This window comes from Gallalistipes aquisgranensis (assembly GCF_014982715.1).
GTDB classification, from domain to species: domain Bacteria; phylum Bacteroidota; class Bacteroidia; order Bacteroidales; family Rikenellaceae; genus Gallalistipes; species Gallalistipes aquisgranensis.
Map to the genome: position 1 here is coordinate 395,720 of NZ_JADCJY010000001.1, position 21,084 is coordinate 416,803.

General features: G+C 58.0%; 13 protein-coding genes and 1 tRNA gene. 3 read left to right on the plus strand and 11 right to left on the minus strand.

Annotation, left to right across the window (positions count from 1 at the left end; genetic code table 11):
• Positions 1-8 precede the first annotated feature (8 nt).
• The 3 genes from INF32_RS01405 to INF32_RS01415 all read right to left on the minus strand — a co-directional run bounded on the left by INF32_RS01405 (position 9) and on the right by INF32_RS01415 (position 7,245).
• Positions 9-2,990, minus strand: coding sequence for a SusC/RagA family TonB-linked outer membrane protein (locus INF32_RS01405; protein WP_226386632.1), 2,982 nt, complete (start codon positions 2,988-2,990; stop codon positions 9-11).
• 42 nt (positions 2,991-3,032) lie between these two features.
• Positions 3,033-5,345: a GH92 family glycosyl hydrolase gene (locus INF32_RS01410; protein ID WP_226386633.1), complete on the minus strand. Its 2,313-nt coding sequence runs from the start codon at positions 5,343-5,345 to the stop codon at positions 3,033-3,035.
• A 193-nt stretch (positions 5,346-5,538) separates the two neighbouring features.
• On the minus strand, positions 5,539-7,245 hold the full coding sequence (locus INF32_RS01415; RefSeq protein WP_226386634.1) for a DUF6377 domain-containing protein: 1,707 nt from the start codon (positions 7,243-7,245) through the stop codon (positions 5,539-5,541).
• A 398-nt stretch (positions 7,246-7,643) separates the two neighbouring features.
• On the opposite strand from INF32_RS01415, the gene INF32_RS01420 reads away from it, so the two are divergent.
• Both INF32_RS01420 and INF32_RS01425 read left to right on the plus strand, forming a co-directional pair.
• Positions 7,644-8,852 carry a glycoside hydrolase family 88 protein gene (locus tag INF32_RS01420; protein ID WP_226386635.1) on the plus strand — a complete coding sequence of 403 codons (1,209 nt, stop codon included), beginning with the start codon at positions 7,644-7,646 and terminating at the stop codon, positions 8,850-8,852.
• A gap of 12 nt (positions 8,853-8,864) precedes the next feature.
• Positions 8,865-12,548: a glycosyl hydrolase gene (locus INF32_RS01425; RefSeq protein WP_226386636.1), complete on the plus strand. Its 3,684-nt coding sequence runs from the start codon at positions 8,865-8,867 to the stop codon at positions 12,546-12,548.
• Positions 12,549-12,603: 55 nt separating this feature from the next.
• Here INF32_RS01425 and INF32_RS01430 read toward each other — a convergent pair whose 3' ends face one another.
• The 5 genes from INF32_RS01430 to INF32_RS01450 form a co-directional block, all read right to left on the minus strand.
• A complete protein-coding gene (locus INF32_RS01430) occupies positions 12,604-13,248 on the minus strand; it encodes a nitroreductase family protein (RefSeq protein WP_226386637.1) in 645 nt (214 codons plus the stop codon).
• Positions 13,249-13,461: 213 nt separating this feature from the next.
• Positions 13,462-14,763: an acetylxylan esterase gene (locus tag INF32_RS01435; protein ID WP_226386638.1), complete on the minus strand. Its 1,302-nt coding sequence runs from the start codon at positions 14,761-14,763 to the stop codon at positions 13,462-13,464.
• A gap of 80 nt (positions 14,764-14,843) precedes the next feature.
• A complete protein-coding gene (locus tag INF32_RS01440) occupies positions 14,844-15,992 on the minus strand; it encodes a uroporphyrinogen decarboxylase family protein (protein ID WP_226386639.1) in 1,149 nt (382 codons plus the stop codon).
• A 452-nt stretch (positions 15,993-16,444) separates the two neighbouring features.
• A tRNA-Met gene (locus tag INF32_RS01445) sits at positions 16,445-16,518 on the minus strand.
• Positions 16,519-16,657: 139 nt separating this feature from the next.
• A complete protein-coding gene (locus INF32_RS01450) occupies positions 16,658-17,851 on the minus strand; it encodes a porin (RefSeq protein ID WP_226386640.1) in 1,194 nt (397 codons plus the stop codon).
• A gap of 131 nt (positions 17,852-17,982) precedes the next feature.
• Between INF32_RS01450 and INF32_RS01455 the strand changes: the two genes are divergently transcribed.
• Positions 17,983-18,714 carry an ion transporter gene (locus INF32_RS01455; RefSeq protein ID WP_226386641.1) on the plus strand — a complete coding sequence of 244 codons (732 nt, stop codon included), beginning with the start codon at positions 17,983-17,985 and terminating at the stop codon, positions 18,712-18,714.
• A 27-nt stretch (positions 18,715-18,741) separates the two neighbouring features.
• Here INF32_RS01455 and mscL read toward each other — a convergent pair whose 3' ends face one another.
• From mscL to INF32_RS01470, 3 genes are all read right to left on the minus strand, one after another.
• The gene (gene mscL, locus INF32_RS01460) at positions 18,742-19,176 is read right to left on the minus strand and encodes a large-conductance mechanosensitive channel protein MscL (protein WP_226386642.1); all 435 of its coding nucleotides are present in this window, start codon (positions 19,174-19,176) and stop codon (positions 18,742-18,744) included.
• Positions 19,177-19,289: 113 nt separating this feature from the next.
• Positions 19,290-20,021: a LytR/AlgR family response regulator transcription factor gene (locus tag INF32_RS01465; protein WP_226386643.1), complete on the minus strand. Its 732-nt coding sequence runs from the start codon at positions 20,019-20,021 to the stop codon at positions 19,290-19,292.
• A gap of 5 nt (positions 20,022-20,026) precedes the next feature.
• Entirely contained in the window at positions 20,027-21,079 is a 1,053-nt protein-coding gene (locus INF32_RS01470; protein WP_226386644.1) for a sensor histidine kinase, read from the minus strand.
• Positions 21,080-21,084: the final 5 nt, after the last annotated feature.

Here is a 21,084-nt window from a genome sequence, read left to right on the forward strand (position 1 = left end):
ATGGAGTTTTAGAAATTCAGATTGACGCCGAAAAGGTAGGTGACCGGACGGGGGTAGAGCGTCCCGTCGTATCCGCCGAACACCTCGGGGTCGATGCCTTTGTAGCCTGTGAAGACGAAGGGATTCTGCACCGTCGTGTAGATGCGGCCGCTGAGCGGGAACCATTTCGATTTGCGGAACGACCAGCCCAGCACGATGTTGTCGATGCGGAAGAACGAGGCGTCCTGGACATAGTAGTCCGACAGGGGCTGCGCGATCTGGAAATTGGTGTCGAACGCGCTCTTCACCCGGTTGTTGAGCGTTTCGCTCACGTAGACCGACGTGGGACTCAGGCCCGCTCCGTTCGCCGCCACGGCATTGTAGTTGTAGTTGCCGAGGCTGCCGTGGCCCGCGATGGCGAAATCCCACGCCTTCCAGGTCAGTTTCGTGTTCAGACCGAACGTCCAGTCGGCCGCCGCCTTTTTATAGGGACGGAGGTCTTCGGCGCTGATCTTGCCGTCGTTGTTCTGGTCTTTGTAGAGGCCTTCGATCGGTTTGCCGTGTTCGTCGTAGATCTGTTCATAGACGTAGTACATATTCGAAGCGTATCCGACCATGTTGACCACCACGCCGCTCTGGAGCCGGGTGTTGCGGTCGTCGCCGTCGGTCAGTTTGGTGATCTTGTTCTGGTTCCAGGCCGCATTGAATCCCACTTCCCACTGGAGGTCCTTCTTGTGGATAATGTGGCCGTTCAAGCCGAACTCGATGCCTTTGTTTTCGAGGCTTCCGATGTTGGTGGCCACGAACTCCTTGAAGTTGGTGCCGGCCGTCGTCTTGGTCTGGAGATTGATGAGGTCCTCGGTCTTGCGGTGGTAGAAGTCGAACGTTCCTTCGATGCGGTTGTTGAGGAACCCGAAGTCGAGTCCGATGTTTTTGGTGATGGTCGACTCCCATTTCAGGTCGGGATTGTACGACTCGGGGCGCAGGAGGGCCACCCAGATCGGGGTGCCGTTATCGAATCCGCGCAGGTAGCCCACTTCCGTGCCGGTCGAGTGGAGGTAGGCGCGCAGATGTCCGTAGTCGATGTTGATCTCCTGCTGTCCTGTGATTCCCCAGCCGAGCCGGAGCTTCAGGTCGCTCACCACATTCGAGTTTTTCAGAAAACTCTCTTCGGAAATCCGCCATGCCAGCGCCACCGAGGGGAAAAGCGACCAGCGGTTCGCCTTGGCGAAACGGGAGGAGCCGTCCCGTCGCAGGGTAGCCGTCAGCAGGTAGCGGTTCTTGACGTTGTAGTTGAGCCGGCCGAAGAACGAGATGAGGTAGTGTTCGTTCTCGTAGCTGGTGTCTTCGATCAGACGCGGGTTGCCGTATTCGTCGAAATCTTTGAGCCGGTGGCCGATGCTGCTCCCTTCCCGCCAGTAGCGCTGCCATTCGTAGCCGGCCATGATGTCGATGTGGCTGTCGAGGAACCCGAGTTTTTTCTCGTATTTGGCATAGGCCGTGAGCGTCGAGTTGCGGATGCTCTGGTCCCAGTTGAATTCGCCGCCCCCGTAGGTGTAGTCAGAGGGGATGAATTCGTCGTAGTATTTGAACCCGTCGCTGTTCGAGGCGTCGAGGCTGAGGTTGAGGTTCAGCCGCAGGTCGGGCCAGAAGTGGAGCTTGTAGTCGAACTGGGCGTTGCCCTTGAAGTTGAAGGCGTGGGCCTTGTCCTGGAACATTTCGAGCATCGACAGCGGGTTTTTGGTCGCCACCTGGATGACCTTGTGGTCGTCGCCGACCCAGGTGAAGTAACCGCCGTAGGGGCTGTCCTTGTCGTAGACGGGCTGCGAGGGGTCCATCGCCACGGCGGCTCCGATGGCATCCCAGTTGGCGAAGCGGTTCTTGACGTACATGAAGCGCCCGTTGAGGGTGATGCTCAGATGGTCGTCGAACAGTTTCGGCGTGAGGGAGAAGCTGCCCGTGTAGCGTTCCGTGCGCGAGGTCTTGAGGATACCGTCGAGATCGGTCAGGCCGAAGGAGACGCGGTAGGGCATCCAGTCTCCGGCCGAACCGTACACGCTGAGGTTATGCTCGGTGTTGACCGTCGTCTGGAAGATGACGTCCTGCCAGTCGGTGTTCACGAGTCCCTGCCTTTCCTTCATCTTTTCGTAGATCGGCAGATCGGAATAGGCCTCCTTGAGAAAGACGCGGAATTCGTCGCCGGTCATCACGTCCACCTTCTTTTTTAGCGTCCCGACGGATACGTTGCCGTCGTAGGTGATCCGGAGTTTGCCCGGCGTTCCCTTCTTCGTGGTGATGAGGATCACGCCGTTCGAGGCGCGTGAACCGTAGATGGCGGTCGCAGAGGCGTCCTTGAGCACGGTGAACGACTCCACGTCCGACGGGTTGAGCGTGCTGAGGATGTTGCCCACGCCGTTGATCTCCTGGTTGTCGATGTAGACCCCGTCCAGGATGATGAGCGGTTCGTTGTTGGCCGAGAGCGAAGAGCCGCCCCGGATACGGATGCGGGAGTGGCTCTGGGGAGCTCCGCCTTCGTTGATGATCGACACGCCGGCCACCTTGCCCACCAACAGGTCCTGGGCGTTGGGAGTGAAGCCGCGGACGGCATCGTCGATCTTCACGTTGGCCAGCGATCCCGTGACGTCCTGCCGGCGCATCTGGCCGTAGCCGACCACCACGACCTGTTCCAGCGTCTTGTTCTCCTCGAGGGTGACTACCAGTTCCGTCTGTCCTTTGAAGGCGATCTCGCGGGTCACCTGCATGTAGGAGAACACCAGCGTGTCGCCGACCGTGACGTTCGGCAGCACGAAACGCCCGTCGATGCCGGTCGAAACCCCGTTCGACGTGCCTTTCACATAGACGGCCGCGCCGACGAGCGGCTCCCTGTTCTCGTTTTGCACCACTCCTTTGGCCGTGCCCGGCTGTGCCGCCGCGGCGCTCTGGAGAAGGAACAGCTGGAGAACCGCCGCAAAAAGAGACGCGATCTTCATAAAGTTCAACTTTCTTCTCATTGGGTTCGGATTTTTATTTGTCATTCAGGTTGTTCGTCCGGTTTATCGCGCCGCCCGTCCGGGAGCGTCGCTGAACGAGGTGGGGCGTGCCGCGTCCGAGGTCCCCCTCGAACGGTTCGGCCGGTCGCTCATAGAGAAATCGAGCCGTCCGCCCCGTTGCAGCATGGCATGGGTGAAGTAGTTCCGGTCGTACGGACGTCCGTCGATCGTCAGGCGGTCGATGTAGACGTTCCGGTCGGAGTTCTCCGGAGCGTTGATCTCCAGTTTCTTCCCGTCGGCCAGCGTGACCGTCATTTTGCGGAAAAGCGGGGAGCCGAGGGCGTATTCGCCGTTGACGGGACAGACCGGATAGAAGCCCATGGCCGACAGCACGTACCAGGCCGAGGTCTGTCCGTTGTCCTCGTCGCCGCAATAGCCGTCGGGCGTGGGACGGTAGAGTCGCCTCATCGCCTGGCGGCTCCAGTATTGCGCCTTCCAGGGCTGTCCGACCCAGTCGTAGAGATAGATCATGTGCTGGATGGGTTGGTTGCCGTGGGCGTATTGTCCGAGGCCGGCCACCTGCATTTCGCGTATTTCGTGGGTCACGATGCCGTAGAAGGATTCGTCGAAGACGGGCGGCATTCTGAAAACGGAGTCGAGCATGCGGACCATCCGCTGCCGGCCGCCCATCAGTGCCATCAGTCCGGCGGGATCGTGGAACACGCTCCAGGAGTAGTGCCAGCTGTTGCCTTCGGTGAATTCTCCGCCCCAGGCGAACGGATCGAAATCGTTTCGGAACCCGCCTTTCGAATCCCGTCCGGCCATCAGTCCGCAGGTCGGGTGGAAGAGGTTTTTGTAGTTGAGCGAACGGTCCGCGAAAACTTTCCGTGTCTTTTCGTCCTTGTTCATGTATTCGGCCAGACGCAGCACGCAGTAGTCGTCGTAGGCGTATTCCAGTGTGCGTGCGGCGCTCTCTTTCACTCCCGCGTCGGTCGGGACGTAACCCAGACGGTCGTAAAGGCCGATACCGGCCCGGCCGACCGACGTGATGGTCGGATGGGCGTGGTAGGCATTCTTATAGACGGCCTCCCAAAGTACGTCCAGATTGTCTTTGACGCCGTTCAGGATGACTGCCGAGGCCACAACCGAAGCCGAATTGGAGCCCACCATGCAGTCCACGTGGCCCGGGGATACCCATTCGGGCAGCCAGCCGCTTTCGCGGTAGGTGTTGGCCAGCCCTTCCAGGAAATTCCGGCTGAATTCCGGGTAGAAAAGATTGAAAAAGGGGTGCACGGCCCGGAACGTGTCCCAGAATCCGTTGTCCGTGTACATGCGGCCCGGCAGCACCTTGCCGTTGAAAGGGCTGTAATGGACGAGCTTCCCGTCCGCATCGTATTCGTGCAGTTCACGCGGGTAGAGGAGCATGCGGTACAGGGCCGAGTAGAACGTGCGCAGGCGGATGGCATCGCCGGCTTCATCATCCTCCACGGCGAATCGTGACAGGTGGCTGTTCCATACGTCGTGTCCTTCCCGGCGGATACGGTTGAAATCTTTCTCCCCGATCTCGCGGGCCAGATTGCGTTCGGCCTGTTCGGGGCTGATGAACGAGGTGGCCATGCGGACCGTTACCGGTTCGTCCCGTTTCGTCTCGAACGTCACGACGGCGCCTCCGCGCGAGACATTCTCCGACTCGTCGCCCTCGGCGAAGCCGCCGTCGCGCCAGAGGGTTGCCGAGGCAAACGGCCGGTCGAAACGGATGACGAAGTAGTTTCTGAAGTTGCCCGGTTTGCGCTCGGGGCCGAATCCGTAGGAATCGGTCGTGTAACCTACTATTTTTCGTTCGCGGGGGATGATCTTCACGTAGGATTTCCCTGCGAAGGCGTCGATTACCACGTGGGAGCGGCGGCCCTCCGGGAAGGCGAACCGCATCATGCAGCCCCGCGGGGTGGGACTCATTTCGGCCGTGACGTCATGGTCGGCCAGATAGACGCTGTAATAGGCCGGTTCGACCGTTTCGGTCTTGTGGGAGAACCAGCTGCGGCGGTCCTCCTCGAGGAAGACCCGTTCCCCTACGGTCGGCATCAGCGAGAGCATGCCGTAGTCGCCGGCCCACGGGCTGGGCTGGTGGGTCTGCTTGAAGGCCACGATGTGGCTGTCGGTATAGGAGTATTGCCATTTGTCTCCGTTGACATCGGTCTGGGGGGTCCAATGGTTCATTCCCCACGGGCGGGCGATGCAGGGGTAGAGGTTTCCGTTCGAAAGTCCGGGGTCGTTCAGCGATCCGATGACGGGATCGACATATCGTACATAGTCCCTTTGGGCGAAAAGTTGGATGCCTGCCGCGAGGGCCAGCATCGTGAAGAACAATTTTCTCATGGTTCCGTTCGATAGTTTCAGGTGAGGGCCGGAGCCCGATACAAAACTATGCGAAATATATACTCAGGGTATTCCGAAGTAAACGTGAGGTAAAAAATAGCGGGATTCGGATTTTTTATCTGTTTGTAAACAAGGTTGTTGTGGACCTCTCCTGTTTTTCGCGGAGTAAAAATCCCTTTTGTTCCCGGGGCGTTCAGATGCTTTCGGAACCGATCCGTTTTACCCGTTCTTCGAAGTCTTCTCCCGTGTTGAGGGCCTTCGACCGGACCTTGCTGCGGTAGTTGTAGACGGTGCGGGCGGTGTAGTTCAGGAAGGTGGCGATCTTGTTCGTATCCCGGATGCCCAGCCGGATCAGGGCGAAGATGCGCATTTCGTGGTTCAGCGACCCGTCTTCGTTCTCCGGATAGCGCTCCTCCTCGCGTAGCAGGGCGTTGAACTCCTCCACGAAAGTCGGGTAGATGTTAAGAAAGGCCCGGTCGAAGTTGACGTAGAGTTCCCGGAGTTCCTGGGCCGTACCCTCGGTGTTGGAGGTCAGCCGGAGCAGGTCGGCGCTCTGTCCCGCCCGTATTTTGCGGTTGACCGTTACTTTGAAGGCTCGCAGTTTCTCGATGTACTCCGTGCAGATGTCCAGAAAGTTTCCGATGAAGAGCTCTTTGATATGGTTCGCTTCGGCCAGGTGGGCGTTGGTCTCCTGTTGGCGGCGGTTGGCGTTCTGCAGGATCGCGTTCAGGTTCTTGAGGCGGGAATTGGCGTTCTCGATATATTTGTTGGCCCGGGAGAGCCTCTTCATCTGGAGGGCGACGAATACTACGGCACCGATCAGAATGACCGACAGGACGCTGATCATGGTCAGCATCATGCGGAGTTTGCGCTGCTGGCTGGCCCTGTCCAGTTCGTAGGCCTTGTCGATGATCGGGAGCACTTTGGAGGTCTGGATGTTGCGCAGGCGGGCGTTGTAGAAGTTGGCGTCGTCGAGGCTCTTTTTGACGTAGCGGTTGGCCCGCCGCAGGTCGCCTTCCTGGAAGAGGAGTACGGCCAGCGCCCGGAGCGAAATGTTCTCCTTGATGCTGGCTTTCACGTCCGATAGGGCGGAGATGGTCAGGTACTCCTTCTGGCGGTCGTAATCGCCTTTCTCTCCGTAGATGTGCGAGAGAACGGAGGTGAGTGAAGCCATCTCCTTCGTGTCGGGCTCCACGCCGGGCAGGAAGTCCGTCAGTATCTTCTCGGCACTGTCGAGCCGGTTGCGCGCGATGTAGCGGTGTCCCGAATAGATCGCGTAATCGAAGGTGTTGCGATCGACGATCCTCAGCAGAGAATCCTGATAGAGCCCCCTGTTCCGGATCAGCTGGTCGAGGTTGTGCCCGTCCTGGTATTCGATCTGGTAGATGAAACATTCGATGTGGGTCTTGTAGTATTCGACCCGTTGCCGAAGGGTCAGGTCGCGGCTTGCGATCGAATTCAGAATGTCGAGGGCGTCGGCGAACATGCCTGCCTTGGCCTCGCTCCGCGCCCACTGGATTTTCCCGTCGTTCATCCACTGCGTGTTCCCGAGCGACCGGGCTTCGGCGATGGTCCGCAGGGAGTAGCTGACGGCCGAGTCGCATTTGTAGGTTTCGTACTCCCGGGCCAGGTTCAGACAGATAAAACACCGTGTTTCCGGAGAGAGCCCCGGTTCGGAAAGCTGTCCCTTGAGCCTCTCCAGATAAGCCTCTTTTCGCGCTACGTACTCCTTTTCGTTTCCGATGGCACGGTCCAGTTCGTGCAGCAGCGGTTCGGGGCTTCCTGCGAGGGCGGTGCAGGCCGACGACAGGAAACACAGCACGGACAAAATCCGCCGCCGCGGACCGAAACCCGGAGTGACAGCGGCAACCGTACGGTGTGGCAGTAAGATGCGGAGCATAGGACGGTTTTCTTGTATACAAATATAAAATAAATAATTCGAAACACGATGAACGAATCGGGGCGGAATCTTTTTCCTCCGGGGGAAAGTGCTTGTACCCTGTCTTTTGCCGGAACGGGACGAAAAGGAAAAACTGAGATTATCCGGTCAAAAATGGCAGTATCCGGTCAGATGCAGGGACTGTCCCGCCGGGTGTATCGTCTTTTCCGGGCTAAATTTTATTTTTGTGGGCATGCCTTCCGTATGGCGGGAAGACGGAGTCGTTTCGGGAATGCCTGTCCGGAAGTGCGGTCGGATGAAGAAGTCCGGCGGGGGCTGTTTCGCGGCCCGCGGAATTTTTAGTGCTAACCTGCAGGTGTCCGGAAAAACCGGAGCTTGTTTATTGAACAAAAGAGAGAATGAAAATTTATTCTTCGGTGGCAGCGGTCTTTTGCTGTTTGGCCGTCGCCGGGTGTTCCACCCATGAAAAAGAGATGAGCGCACTCGTGAACGGCAGTCTGCACACGGCTGCCGTGCAGTCGGAACGGATGGCGGAGAGCCTGATGGACAGGCCTGACGAACTGCCCCGGACGATCGGGAAGGACGGGAAACTGATGACCTCGAAGTCGAACTGGTGGACGAGCGGTTTCTTTCCGGGGGTGCTGTGGTATCTGTACGAGGCGGAAGGCGACGATTCGCTGAAAATGTATGCGGAGAATTTCACCCGCAGGGTGGAGAAGGAGCAGTTCACGACCGACAACCACGATGTGGGGTTCATGCTCTATTGCAGTTTCGGGAACGGGTTGCGTCTGACCGGTAATGAGGAGTATGCGAAAGTGCTCCTGCAGGGAGCCCGGTCGCTGAGTACGCGGTTCCGGCCGCAGGTGGGATGTATCCGCTCGTGGGACTGGAACCGGCAGGTGTGGCAGTATCCGGTCATCATCGACAATATGATGAATCTGGAGTTGCTGTCGTGGGCGTCGAAATATTCGGGCGATCCGAAGTTCGCGGAGATCGCGCGGTCGCATGCCGACGTGACGATGAAGCATCATTTCCGTCCGGACCACAGCAGTTACCATGTGGTCTCCTATGATACGATTACGGGACAGCCCGAAAAAAAGAATACGTGTCAGGGATATGCCCACGAGTCGTCGTGGGCCCGGGGACAAGCCTGGGCCCTGTACGGATACACGATGATGTACCGCGAGACCGGCGACAGGAAATATCTGGATCATGCCGGGAATGTGGCCCGCTTCATCATGGACCATCCCCGGCTGCCGGAAGACAAGATTCCTTACTGGGATTTCGACGCTCCCGACATTCCCGATGCCCCGCGCGATGCCTCGGCCGGAGCGATCATGGCTTCCGCTTTGATCGAACTGAGCCTCTGCACGGAGGGAGATTTCTCGAAACGGTGCCTTTCGGTGGCGGAGACCCAGCTGAAGACGCTCTCCTCCCCCGAGTATTTGGCCGAGCCGGGGACGAACTGCCATTTCATCCTGAAACATTCGGTGGGGAATTATCCCGGCAAGTCCGAGGTGGACGTTCCGCTGACCTATGCCGATTATTATTATGTAGAGGCACTGGTGCGTTATAAACGGGATGTATTGAAAGAGAACATGCGATAAAATTCCTGAACGATGCCGAGACTTTTACTGTGTGCCGCGGCCGCGTGCTGCTGGCTGTCGCTCTGCGGGCAGGAGGGCGGGAGCGCCGTCCCCCTTTTCAACCGGACCGAACCTGGCCGGTGCAAACCGGTCGCCGAACTGGAACGTGATTTCGAACGGCTCTCCGACAAGGCGCGTCCCTATACCTATTGGTTCTGGATGAACGGCAACATTACGAAGGAAGGCATCACGAAGGACCTGGAGGCCATGCACCGGATCGGTGTGGGCGGGGTTTTCAATCTGGAAGGGGGAACGGGCATTCCCAAGGGTCCCGTCACTTATCTGAGCGGGGAGTGGTCCGAGCTGAAGGCTCACGCCGTCGCCGAAGCGGCCCGTCTCGGCATCGACTACGTGATGCACAACTGTCCGGGGTGGTCCTCGAGCGGAGGGCCGTGGATCACCCCCGAATATTCCATGCAGAAACTGACCTGGAGCGAAATCGAACTGACCGGGGGAGCGGAAGCCGATACGCTGCTGCCGCAGCCGCCGACCGTACAGGGATATTACCGGGATGTGGCTGTGCTGGCCTTCCCTTCGTTCGAAAACGGGAAGCCGGTCGCTTTTTCGGACTGGAAGCGATTGAACAACAGTGTGTTCAATCATGACGGGAGGATTGGGATACAGGAGTATGACCGGCAGCAGGTCATCGACCCGGCCACCGTCGTCGACCTTTCCGGAAATCTGATTTCGGAAGGGCGTCTTTCGTGGCGTGTCCCGCAGGGGCGCTGGACCGTCATCCGGCTGGGACATACCTCCACCGGACAGAGGAACTGCGCGGCTCCCGATACGGGCGTAGGGCTCGAATGCGACAAGTTCAGCAAAGAGGCGATCCGTCTGCATTTCAATAAAATGATGGACCGGTTGTACCCGCTGATCGAGCCCTATGTGGATAAAATCCGGATCGGGCTGGAGATCGACAGCTGGGAGGTCGGCATGCAGAACTGGACGGCAGGGTTCGAGGACGAATTCCTCCGGCGGGCCGGCTATGACCCGATCCGCTTCCTGCCTGCGATGACGGGCAAGATCGTGGGGGACCGTGAACGGACGGAACGTTTCCTGTGGGATGTCCGCAGGGTTCAGGCCGACCTGCTTGCCGACAACTATTACGGGGAATTCCGCCGTTTGTGCAACCGTTACGGGTTGATCTCCTACTGCGAACCTTACGACCGGGGTCCGATGGAGGAGTTGCAGATCGGTGCGAGGGTGGACGGGGTGATGGGTGAGTTCTGGAACGGACTTTCGGCGATTTTCCAGAACAACCTGATGATGCGCCGCACCACCAAACTGGCCTCTTCGATCGCCCACACCAACGGGCAGCGGATCGTAGGGGCCGAGGCATTCACCTCGGAACCCGAGTCGGGCCGCTGGCAGGAGTATCCCTTCGCCCTGAAAGCCGTGGGAGACAAGGCCTTTACGGAAGGTATCAACCGCATGGTCGTCCACCGCTACGCAATGCAGCCGCATCCGACGGCGGCGCCGGCCATGACCCTCGGGCCATGGGGTATCCATTTCGACCGTACCAATACGTGGTGGGAACCGGCCCGGGCCTGGATGGACTATCTGAACCGTTGCCAGACCGTCCTGCAGGAGGGTCTGTTCGTGGCGGATTTCGCCTATTTCATCGGGGAGGAGGTGGTGGGCTACACCGATGTCCACCGGAAGGACCTGACCCCGGTGCCTCCCGAAGGGTACGATTACGACCTGATGAACTCCGAGACCCTGCTGCGGAGGGCCCGGGTGGAGAATGGACGTATGGTGCTGCCGGACGGGATGAGTTACCGGGCACTCGTGTTGCAGGGCCGTTCCCGCATGACGTTGGGGGTATTGAAAAAATTGGATGCGATGGTTGCCGGGGGATTGACGCTGATCGGACCGCGGCCGGAACATTCGCTGGGGCTGGCGGCATATTCGCCGGAGAACGAGGCGTCGTTCGTCCGGCTTTGCGATCGTCTGTGGGGGACCGGGACCGGGCCGGTCGTCGACAGGAGGATCGGTGCGGGCCGTGTTCTCTCCGGGATGAAGATGGAAGAGGCGGTGGACAGACTGGAACTGGGACCCGATTTCGAAGTGGTCTCCAATCCGGGGAACATTCCCGTACGCTATATCCACCGGAGGATCGGAGAGGCCGATGCCTATTTCGTGTCGAATCAGCGGAGAAGTGCCGGGGAGGTCGTGTGCCGGTTCCGGGTGGGGGATAAAGTGCCCGAGTTCTGGAATCCCGTGACGGGCGAAGTCGCTTCTGCCGTGATGTACCGGGCCGACGGGGAGTATGTTTCCGTACCCGTCCAGCTGGAGGAGTACGGCTCCGTGTTCGTGGTCTTCCGGCCCGGGAAGCCGCGGAAGGTGCTGACTGCGGTCCTGCGGGATGGAAGCGTGGTGGCGGATGCCTCCGCCTCCGGTACCGGAGAAGAGGGGCGGACGCTTTGTCCGGATGTGCGGGACGATTTTTCGGTCGCCCTGTGGGTGAAGCCCGAATCGGACGTGATGCTGAATACCGATAATCCGATGGGGTACATTCCTCATCCGTGGACGGAGTACTATGCGATATATCCCTCCGGAGGGGCGGCTCTGTACGGTGAAGGACATGCAACCTGCGGAGTGGCCGTCGGCCGAAACGGGGTGGCCGTGTGGGAGAACGAGAAGGGTTATCCCGAATTCCGGCTGGCGGCGGAACGGCCTCTGTCGGGCTGGACTCATCTGTGTCTGGTTTACGAGGGAGGCGTGCCCTCGGTCTATATCGACGGAATGTTGGCCGCCCGGGGCGAAAAGTCGCGGAGGAGTGTGCATCCCGGGCTGAATGCAGCCACACTGGCGGAGGGAGCTTCCTATTACAACGGGGATATGACCCGTCTCGTGCTGATCCGCCGGGCGGTGGACGCCGGGGAGATCGGACGGATGCGGGCCCGGGGATTCGCTCCGGAGGAGACCGGGCGGGCCCTCGACTGGATGTTCTCGGGGAATGCCTGGCTGGTGTGGCTTGAAGGCGATTACGTGACGGTGGCATCGGACGGTACGCGCCGTCGGGTGCCGGTGCGGAATATCGGTCGTCCTGTGGGGCTCGATGGCGCGTGGAGCGTCCGCTTTCCTGCCGGATCGGGTGCTCCCGGCCGGATTACGCTCCCGGAACTCGGATCGCTGCACCGGCATCCGCAGGAGGGTGTGCGCTATTTCTCCGGCACGGCGGAATATACGAAGGAATTTACCGTGGATGCTTCGCTTCTGGGCGATGGACGTCTGTTCTGGCTGGACCTGGGCCGGGTGGAGGTGATGGCCGAAGTGGAGGTGAACGGGGTGAACAAAGGGATTCTGTGGACGAAACCCTACCGGGTCGATGTTACCGATGCGTTGAAGCCGGGCAGGAATACGCTGACGGTGCGGGTGACCAATCAATGGACCAACCGCCTGATCGGGGACGAACAACTGCCCGAGGAGAACGATTACGTGCCGGGAGGGGGCGGCTACGGTCTTGCGGCGCTGAGCCGGGGTGCGATCCGTTCGCTGCCCGAGTGGTACCGGAACGGAGATGAGAAACCGGCGGGGGGGCGCATCGCGTTCGCCACATGGAAGCATTACCGCAAGGACTCTCCGCTGCTGGAGTCGGGGCTGATCGGTCCCGTCCGGCTCGTTCCCGCCCGCAGGATGAAGGTACCGGAATGACGGGGCTTTATTCCTGTCTCTGCGGGGTGCGGGCGGGGCTTCGGCTTTGGGCCCGTTATCTGGAAATAATCAACTCTTCCGTACGGAGTTTGGGAACGTAGTGGGTGCCGTTTCTGCGGTAATAGGCGAGGCTGTCGCCGGAACCGGCGGGAATCAGTTCGATCTTTTCGATACCCCGGCCGATAGCCAGGATCAGGAGCGGTTCGAAGGGCAGCCGGAACTCGTGCCTGATCCGGTCCCGGTCGAAAGAGCCGATGCAGAGGCCGTTGAGGCCGATCTCCGTGGCTTGGAGCAGCATGCTTTGGGCCGAGATACCCAGGTCGATATCGACGTAACGGTCTTCGGCCACGGTCGAACAGATAATGATGAAAGCGTTGGGTTCCGTACCCGGCAGAGGCAGGTGCAGGTCGGGCAGGGCTCCGCCGAGGCGGATGCCGGCCAGAATTGCGGGGGCTTCGTCCGACAGGACGGGTCTGAACCGCAAGACCTGCCGGTTTTGTGCCGACGGAATCCGGGTGTTGACTTCGATGATGCGCCGCAACTGGTCTTCGCGTACTATGAAGCGGCTGTCGTAGCCGCGGTGGCTGCGGTTTTTCAGAAGCAGTCTGCCCAGTGTGGCCAACGGCTTGCGGGGATTCCGGTCTGATGCAGGCCGGGCCAGATACTCTTCCATTTTTCTGCCGAGGTAGTTGTCTGCCATCTCCGTGCTGATTGTTTTCCGCAAAGATAGGGTATTTTTCGCTCGGAGGGACCCGATAGGGACGGATAATGTGTGTTCCGCATCGGGAGGACCTGCACGCTGCCGTGTCGCTTATGGCCTCTGATGTTTTTCGGTATCGACGAGTCCGCCCCTGTGCGGTGTAGGCGGCAGGGGCGGATTTGATCGTAGGTTAGCGGCGGTAACGTCGGATGGTTATTTTCGCAGTTGACGGAGCAGCCACTCCCGTTCGAATCTGTTGGTTTCCGGGTAGGTCCAGTGGGCCGCGTCGAGTGTGAGGCGGAGCTCTTTCGGCGAAGTGATTACGTTATAGGCCGCCAGGGTCGAGGTCGGGGGACAGGTGGCGTCGTTGTATCCCGTGCAGAACAGGATCGGGACCTTGAGCTTCCGGGCGAAGTTGACCACGTCGTAATATTCCGACACTTTCATCTTCGTTTCGAGATTGCTCTCGTTCGGGTCGCGGAAGATATGGGGCCAGCCGCCCGTAGCGCCCCGGTGGTAACCCGTCAGGTCGCAGAGAGCGGGATAGTTGGCCCACAGGCATTTGATCCTCGGATCGAGGGCGGCGGTGACGATGGACAGCGCTCCGCCCTGGCTCCCTCCGCATACGGCGATGCGATCCTTGTCGACCTGGGGCAGCGTGCAGAGGAAATCGACGGCCCGGACGCACCCTGCGTAGACGTTCCGGTAATAATACTTCTCGCGGTTGTCGATGTTGTAATAGTAATAGCCGTTCAGCGCGCCGAAACGGAGGTTGTTGTAGAGTTCGTCCGGCAGGTTGACGGGAATTCCGTGAATACCGATTTTCAGGGTGACGGCCCCGGCTTCGGTGTACTCCCTGTCCGGCAGGTAAGGTCTTACGCCGGCACCCGGAACCTGCAGTACGGCGGGAAACGGGCCTTCGCCTTTGGGAACCGACAGCATACCGTAGATATAACGGCCCGCGTTCCCGTTGCGGAAACGAATGTGATAGACATTCATTTTGGACGTGCAGTGTTCGGGCAACAGGGTCATCACCGGTTCGAGCGGAATGTTACTGTTGGACGAGAGGGTCTGTTCCCAGAATTCGTCGAAATCCGCGGGCAGTTGGGCGAACGGCTGGATCTTATCGGGGGCGAAAGCCACTTTGATGTAATTGGAGTAGTTGATCCCGCCGATGCGGACTTTCGCCGTGAGGGCCATGAAGCCGGGCTTGTCCATTCCGTCGACCGTCAGTTTCCGGCAACCCTCTCCTGTGTCGAGTTTGCCTTGTGTGACGGGTTTCAGCATGTCGGGTCCCCATTCGTAGGTCACCTCCACATTTTTTTGAGGGAAGTTGTCCTTGATGACCGATACGGTGAATTCCGGTTTTTCGCCGACCCGGTAATTCCAGTCGGCATGGTTCGGTGTGAGCAGGATTTTTACGTAGGTATGCTCCCGGGAGCGTTGCGCCCGTAAGGGCGACGACAGGATAACCCCCAGCAGCAACAGGGCCGTTATCCGGATTAGGTTCTTCATGGTTCGTCGTTTTGTAGGTTTCGATCGTATGGTGCAAATATAGAAAAATGGGGAAATGATGACTGTATGGGATAGGATTGCTACTCGTAATATCCGAATTCTTCGACGAGTTCGGACAGTTTCAGAATGTTCTCTTTCGGAACTTTCGGGGCGATGGAACAGGCTGTGCTCAGGATGAAACCCCGCCCTTTGGTCATGCCCGTTTCCAGAATGTGCCGTACGTCGTTGCGGATTTTTTCGTCGGAACCGAACAGCAGAGTATTGATCGAGTCGATATTTCCCTTGATGAACATCGACTTGCCGATCCGGTTGAAGGCATCTTCGATGTCGACGTTCCCGACCGGTGCGGGATCGAGACATTCCAGCCCGGAGGCACCGCTTTCCCTCATCAGTTCGAGCCTGTCGCCGATGGAGCCGCAGGTGTGGATATATACTTTTTTGCCGGCCGCCTTGATGGCGTCTATGATCCGTGTCTCGAACGGGAGCACGAATTCCCGGTAGGCCTCCGTCGAAATGAATCCCTGTCCGGCGAAAGGCGACGATATTTTGACGGCGTCGATGGGTGCGCGGCACATGCCTTCGGCTAAAGCCGTAATGCCTCGGGTGAATTTGTTGAGTATCCGTTTGCTTTTTTCGGGCTCGAGCAGCAGGGCGATCAATCCGTTCTCGTATCCCAGAAAATCCAGAAAGTAGTCGAACGGAGAGGTGATTTCCCCGTGAATGGATACCTCGTCGCCGACTTTCCCGTGAATCAGGTCGAAAATGTCGAACATCCGGTCCTTGCAGAGAGGAAAGTGCAGGTTGTTGGAAACGGGGATATAATTTATCTCGTCGGGGATATCTTTCTCTATGTCGACGGTTTCGATGGACGGAGTCGTCCCGGGGGATTTGAATTCAACCAGGGGCAGGTCTATCCACGAGTGGGTCTCCGTCCTGTCGGGATAATGCAGCCGTACTTTGCCGGGTTCTATCTCCTCGCGTTCGATGAGGTCTTTTTTCCATGCATCGGAATGGCCGTGCAGGCTGACCAGAATACCGTCGAAACGGAATTGCCGGCAAAGTGAAACCAGTCCGTCGGCGAACCTATCTTCGTTATACCAGAATTCTACGGGGTCCGGTTTCAGCTGCATCATCATGGAGCCGATGCTGAATTGGCACATAAGAGGTACCCTGTCGGGTTTTTGCAGGTTCATGGCCGTCTGTATCCGTTGCCTGGAAGTGAGTTTCATAGTGCGGTGACAAATTTGGTCGGTTGCGGTCGGGAATCTTTTTTCCGATCGGAATTTCCGATTTCGGTTCGGATTTCCGTTCTTTTTCGTGGAGGACTGTGAACCCCCATTTCTCCACTCTTTCCTGCCGGACATCGGTAGACGATAGAATCCCTGCGTTTTTTCTTGGTCTTCTTTCTCTGTCCGGGGCGTCGAGAATGATGAGGCTCGTTCGTCTTCCACGGTAAAGATAGATATTTCGTATAAGACTGCAAAAGTTTTTCTGTAGTCGTTGTTTATCGGGATGGTTCTGCGACGAGAAAATACGTAGATGAAAATCTCAAGTCGTATAATAGGAAGGCACGATAGATGCTTTGTGCTGTACTGTTCTGAATGGTTCGGATTTTGCCTCTTTATTATTATTTTTAAAAAGAAAAAGCAGTTACTTTATTTGTAACTGCTTGATTTTCGAGTAGCGGGAGAGAGACTTGAACTCTCGACCTCATGATTATGAATCATGCGCTCTAACCAGCTGAGCTATCCCGCCATCTTCCTTAAAGGCAGGTGCAAAAGTAATCATTTTTTTGTTAAGTCCAAACCCGTGCGGTGAAAAATATTTCCGGAACGACACATTCCGTGTCGGGAAAAGTAACTCCGGATCGGCTATCCTGCTCGCGGACAGAGGATCAGAACGATGCGACCACTTCGATCGTGAATTTGTCCTGCAGCAGTTTGTTTGCGGCGAAATCCGAAGGTTTGTGATGCCCGAGGAAATATTTTTCGTAGTTGAGCCGCAATTCCGATTTCAGCAGTTTCGGGGACAGTCCGAAGTTGACCCCGATCGTCATGCGGTTCGCATTGAACCGGTCGTGCAGTTTGGTTTGCGAGTTCAGGAAGTCCACTCCATGCCCTGTGTCCCAGCGGGCGATCGGTGCGATATGTTCCGCGAAACCGTTCCGGGGCAGTCCGAACTGGTAATACCCCTGTATGTGGGCCGCCGTGATGACATCCTTCTCCTTGTCGAACAGGATACGTTGCGCCACCTCCGCCTCGATCAGGAAGCGGTCGCCCACATAGTGGAGTTCGCAGCCCCACATGCGTATCTTTTGGGTGAAATCCTCCTCTTTCTTGACTCCGTCCGTTTCCACGACGTGTACGTCCAGCGGCGTGCGTCCCGTGTAGAAGCTGGCCGCACCGCCCAGTCCTTCGCGTTTGCCGATGTCCAGCCGGGTGGAGAGGTTCACGCTCTTCGACCACTCCGGATTGTTGCTGCCCGACCCGTTGAACACACCCACCGTGACGCGCATCGGAATTCCGGCCCGGAAACTGTAACGGCCCAGGGCGCCGATGTCGCGCGAACCGATCGTCTTCACGTACTCCTCGGCCTGGTCGCCCGCGAGGGTGCTGCCGTAGTAGGACGTGAGGTATTTGGCGATGAACGACCGGTTGGCGAACATGTTGGAACTGGGTCCCCGGTCCAGATCGGTACTGAATTTATACTGTTGCTGACCCAGCGTGAATTCGAAATTTTTCCGGAAATAGGTGACGTACGAATCGAGGATCGAAATTTTCCCCTCATTGTTGAAATCGACCTGGACGGCATAGCGCATGCTGGGGCTGACGAATCCCTTGACGCCGATCCGGGAGTTGCGTACGTTGAACCGGTATTCGCCGTCGGTCGTGCTCAGTTCCATTTTGGCCTTGACGGCTCCGTAGACCTGGGGCAGATAGGATATTTCGCCCGATTTGCGGACCGGAATGTCCGTTCCCCGCGTCTGGGTCCTGGACGTGTCTGCCGGTACGGGCTCCGCTGCGGTATGTCCGGCTGCCGTGACGGCGCCGAGCAGAAAAAGGAGGGAGAGGTTCGTTCGCAATGTCATAATCCGTAGTTGTTTTCCATAACCTCCGCAAAAATAGGGCAAATCCCGGGGATTGCAAACCGGTTGCCCCGAAAGTGGTATTTAATTTGATAAGATTAGGTATTTATGCTGATAATAAACGGAATAGCGATATGAAAAGAGAAAAGTACGGAAACCGGGGCGATCTCCGGCCCGAGACTTCCGTGCGGGGAGCCGCTCCTTCCGGCGGACAGACGGTCAGCCGGATTTTCAACGGATTGGTTCTCGCCGGCAGCCTTCTGATCCTGGTGTCGCTTTCGTTCGACATCATGTTCGAGCGGCAGTATTATCTGGGGGCCGGTTTCCTGCATCTGCAACTGGCCGTCTGCCTGATCTTCATGGCCGACTTTTTCGTACGCCTGGCGACGGCACCCTGCAAGCAGCATTACGTGGCCCGCAACTGGATTCTGCTTCTGGTCTCCGTGCCGCTGCTCAATCTGATGGAGTGGTTCGGCGTGGAACTTTCCCGGTCGTGGTATATCGTTTTCAAGGCCGCTCCGCTCGTGCGCGGTTTCTACGGTATGCTGATTCTGATCGGGTTCACCCGGGACCGCGTGCGCAGTCTGTTCTATGCCTATCTTTTCACGGTGGCCGGGTTTACCTATTTTTCCGCGCTGATCTTCTATTCGTTCGAACACGGACCCAATCCGAAGCTGGATTCCTTCGGTGATGCACTCTGGTGGGCCTGTATGAATGTCACCACGGTCGGAGCCGAAATTTTCGCTGTCACGACCATCGGTAAAATCCTGTCGGTCGTTCTTCCGGGGCTCGGCATGCTGATGCTGCCGGTCTTCACGGTCTACGTCACCGACCGTTTCAAACGAACACGCTCCGCCGGAAAGTAGCGGAGCGTGCATGTCGGTGAGTCCGGGTTATTTTCCGCCGCCTTTCGGGGCCATTTCGCTGTTCTGCTGTTTGAGCAGGTCGCGGATGTCGGTCAGAAGCATCTCCTCTTTCGACGGTGCGGGAGGTGTGGCCGGAGCCTCTTCCTTCTTCTTTTCCAGTTTGCTCATGACACGTATTACGGCGAAGATCGAAAAGGCGATGATGATGAAATCGACCACCGTCTGGATGAACTTTCCGTAACTGATCACCACGGCCGGGTCTGTTTCCGTGGCCTGTTTCAGCGTCACCGACAGATCGGCGAAATTGACACCGCTGAGCAGCAGGCCGATCGGGGGCATGATGACGTCGGCCACCAGCGAACTGACGATCTTGCCGAACGCACCGCCGATGATGATACCCACGGCCATGTCCACCACGTTGCCGCGCATGGCGAATTTTTTGAAATCGGATAAAAAACTCATAACAGAATACATTAAAGGGTTTCGGATTTTTGCTGCATAAAACGCACCAAACCGGACCGGCAGTCCGATCCGGGTACAATGGTAGTGATTTTCAGGCAAAAAACAAAATCCGGTTATCCGAGCGACCTGAGTTTCAGCAGTTCAGCGAACCGCTCTTTGTGGGAATCCGAAACGGGGATATATTCTTTCCCGAAAACGATCCGGCCCCGCTCGATCGTCCTGATCCGGTCCATGTTCACGATGTACGAACGGTGGACCCGTACGAACCGGTCGGCGGGCAGCCGTTCCTCCGCTGTTTTCATGCTCATCTGGGTGATAACGGGGCGGGTACCGTCGACCGTGTGGATTTTCACGTAATCGCCCACTCCTTCGATATAGAGGATCTCGTCCAGCGCGATCTGTAGCTGTTTGTAATCCGCTTTGACGATGATCGAACGGGGAGACGGCGATACGGCGGACTTCCTGCCCGCCCGGAATGCCTCGTCCTTCTCGAACCATTGTAAAGCCCTGCCTGCCGACCGAAGGAATTCGGCATAGCTGATCGGTTTGAGCAGATAGTCGAGCGCATCGACCCGGAACCCTTCCAGTGCATATTGTTCGAAAGCGGTGGTGAAGATCACCCGCGGGCGCTGGCCGATCATTTCCGACAGTTCGATCCCGCTCAGGTGGGGCATCTGGATGTCGAGGAAAAGCAGGTCGATTCCGCCTCCCCCCAGTATCCGCAGGGCTTCGGCTCCGCTGTTGCTCCGGCCGGCGAGGGTGAGGAACGGTGTACGTCCTATGTACTCTTCCAACAGGTCGAGTGCCAGCGGTTCGTCGTCTACGATCAGGCAGTTGAGGGTCATACAGGTTACAGGTTTACGATCAGTTGCGTGAGAAAGGTGCCGCCTATCTGTTGCTGGCGCAGGCTGTGGGCCTGCGGATAGAGCAGGTTGAGCCTTCGCAGGAGATTCTGCATCCCGATGCCCGATCCGCTCCGGTCGTCGTCCGATTTGGGGAAACAGCTGTTTTCGATCGTGCAGATCACGATGTCGTCTTCCCGCAGGCTGATCCTGATCCGTACGAATGAGGGCTTTTCCGTGCTGACCCCGTGTTTGAAGGCGTTTTCGATCAGCGTGATGAACAGCAGCGGGGCGATGCGCACTCCCCGGCAGTCGTCGGGCAGGGAGACTTCTACGGTCACGTTTCCGGCCAGCCGCAGTTTCATCAGTTCGATGTAACTGCGGATGAAGGCGATCTCCTGCTCCAGCGGCACTTTGTTTTCGTTGTTGTCATAGAGCACGTAGCGCAGCAGGCGGCTCAGGCTGTGTACGGCCCATTGCGCACGGTCCCGGTCGATGGCGATCAGCGAATAGATGTTGTTGAGCGTGTTGAACAGGAAGTGGGGATTGAGCTGGCTCTTCAGGTTGCGCAGTTCCGCTTCCGTCCGCTCTTTCGCCATTTCGGCCTTCTCCTGCTGGGTGCGGTACCATCCCGATGTGGTTTTGATCGCCACGCTCAGGGCTCCCGTCAGCATCATCATGGTCGCGTCGCGCAGGATGAACATCACCATGTCCGGTTTCGGTCCCCGGAGAGGTTTCGTGATCTGGGCCAGATGGGAGAAATAGTATCCCTGCCAGAGATGGAGCAGGCCCGACACCGTCCCTATCAGCAGCAGGTTGACGCCCAGGAATACGAGCCACCTGCGACGGAACAGCAGCCGGTCGATCAACAGAAAATAGTTGACATAGAAGACGATCATGAAGGCCGCGGGCACGAAAATATAGCCCAGATACCGGTTCCACGTCATCGGGTTGCCGTCCCGCGGCGACACGAGCAGAGGCAGTCCGAAAAGAATGCCCCAGCCGATGACGTGGATCAGGGCGACCAGCAGATCGTTGCGCCGGGATTGTGGCATGTTCATGGCGG

Bases quoted from the DNA above. Each gene is read 5' to 3' on its own strand.
- INF32_RS01405 (WP_226386632.1), bottom strand. From the start codon at position 2,990: ATGAGAAGAAAGTTGAACTTTATGAAGATCGCGTCTCTTTTTGCGGCG.
- INF32_RS01470 (WP_226386644.1), bottom strand. From the start codon at position 21,079: ATGAACATGCCACAATCCCGGCGCAACGATCTGCTGGTCGCCCTGATC.
- mscL (WP_226386642.1), bottom strand. From the start codon at position 19,176: ATGAGTTTTTTATCCGATTTCAAAAAATTCGCCATGCGCGGCAACGTG.
- INF32_RS01450 (WP_226386640.1), bottom strand. From the start codon at position 17,851: ATGACATTGCGAACGAACCTCTCCCTCCTTTTTCTGCTCGGCGCCGTC.
- INF32_RS01425 (WP_226386636.1), top strand. From the start codon at position 8,865: ATGCCGAGACTTTTACTGTGTGCCGCGGCCGCGTGCTGCTGGCTGTCG.
- INF32_RS01410 (WP_226386633.1), bottom strand. From the start codon at position 5,345: ATGAGAAAATTGTTCTTCACGATGCTGGCCCTCGCGGCAGGCATCCAA.
- INF32_RS01455 (WP_226386641.1), top strand. From the start codon at position 17,983: ATGAAAAGAGAAAAGTACGGAAACCGGGGCGATCTCCGGCCCGAGACT.
- INF32_RS01440 (WP_226386639.1), bottom strand. From the start codon at position 15,992: ATGAAACTCACTTCCAGGCAACGGATACAGACGGCCATGAACCTGCAA.
- INF32_RS01420 (WP_226386635.1), top strand. From the start codon at position 7,644: ATGAAAATTTATTCTTCGGTGGCAGCGGTCTTTTGCTGTTTGGCCGTC.
- INF32_RS01465 (WP_226386643.1), bottom strand. From the start codon at position 20,021: ATGACCCTCAACTGCCTGATCGTAGACGACGAACCGCTGGCACTCGAC.
- INF32_RS01415 (WP_226386634.1), bottom strand. From the start codon at position 7,245: ATGCTCCGCATCTTACTGCCACACCGTACGGTTGCCGCTGTCACTCCG.
- INF32_RS01435 (WP_226386638.1), bottom strand. From the start codon at position 14,763: ATGAAGAACCTAATCCGGATAACGGCCCTGTTGCTGCTGGGGGTTATC.
- INF32_RS01430 (WP_226386637.1), bottom strand. From the start codon at position 13,248: ATGGCAGACAACTACCTCGGCAGAAAAATGGAAGAGTATCTGGCCCGG.